Below are 1,186 nucleotides of genomic sequence, written 5' to 3'. Positions count from 1 at the left end.
GGCCGTCTCCGTTCCGGCCTGCTCCGCGTTCTCCGCCTTCTCCGCCGTGACGGTCTCGGCGTCGAACAGCCAGCACGCGGCCCAGTGCCCGGGCGCGTCGTCGACCGGGATCGGCGGCGGCAGGTCGGTGGCGCAGCGCGGCATGGCAGCCGGGCAGCGCGGGTGGAACCGGCAGCCGGCCGGCGGGCGGATCAGGCTCGGCGGCTCGCCGTGGCCCCGCTCGCCCGCCGCCGCGCCGTCGCCGCCCGCGCCGGTGATCCGCTCCGGGTCCGGCGCCGATTCGATCAGCAACCGGGTGTACGGGTGCGCCGGCCGCTGGGTGACCGTCTCGCTGTCGCCGCCCTCGACCATCCGCCCGGCGTACATGACGATCGTCTCGTCGGCGAAGTAGCGGGCCGAGGCGATGTCGTGGGTGATGTAGAGGATCGCCAGGTCGAGCCGGTCCTTGAGGTCCTGCAGCAGGTTGAGCACGCCCAGGCGGATCGACACGTCCAGCATCGACACCGGCTCGTCGGCGAGCAGCACCTCCGGGTCGGCGCCGAGCGCCCGCGCGATCGCGACGCGCTGGCGCTGCCCGCCGGACAGCTCGTGCGGGAACGCGTCGAGGTAGCGCTCCGGCGGGGTCAGGCTGACCCGGGTCAGCAGGTCGGCCAGCGCCTTGTCCAGCCCGTCCGGCCCGGTCCCGGCGTTGCCGTGGATGCGCAGCGACCGGGTCAGGTGGTAGCGGACCGTGTGCACCGGGTTCAGCGAGGCGAACGGGTCCTGCAGGATCAACTGCACCCGCCGCACGTACGCCCGGAACCGGCGTCCGCCGCGTACCCGGGTCGAGCGGCCGTGCAGCCGGATGTCGCCGCCGGTGCGCGGGTAGAGCTGGGCCAGCAGCCGGGCGACTGTGGACTTGCCGGAGCCGGACTCGCCGACCAGCGCGGTCACCCGGCCACGGCGCAACTCGATCGATACGTCGTCGACGGCGTGCACCACCGCCGGGGTCCGGGAGAGAAGGTCACGCAGCCGCCGGCGGACGGGGAAGTGCTTGGTCAGGCCGACGGCCTCCAGCACCACCTCGTCGGCCGGCGCCGGTGCGCTCTCGGTCAACGTCATGCCGAATTCCTGTCTGGGGTTGCCGGTAGCGAGGGGCGGGCGCCGCCGGCCCGGCCGGGCGCTCGTGGGCGGGCCGGCGCCGCCG

The 1,186-nt window shown here is 75.0% G+C and carries 1 protein-coding gene; it reads right to left on the bottom strand.

Features of this window, described 5'->3' with window-relative positions; all coding sequences use genetic code 11:
• Positions 1–1,101: ABC transporter ATP-binding protein (locus KBX39_RS31595; RefSeq protein ID WP_210874078.1), on the bottom strand; the 1,101-nt coding region annotated here is incomplete at its 3' end.
• Positions 1,102–1,186 lie beyond the last annotated feature (85 nt).

The organism is Micromonospora sp. D75 (assembly GCF_018070405.1).
Lineage (GTDB): Bacteria > Actinomycetota > Actinomycetes > Mycobacteriales > Micromonosporaceae > Micromonospora > Micromonospora chalcea.
The sequence above is the reverse complement of the archived record's forward strand: the minus strand, read 5'-3'. Positions and strand labels throughout refer to the sequence as shown.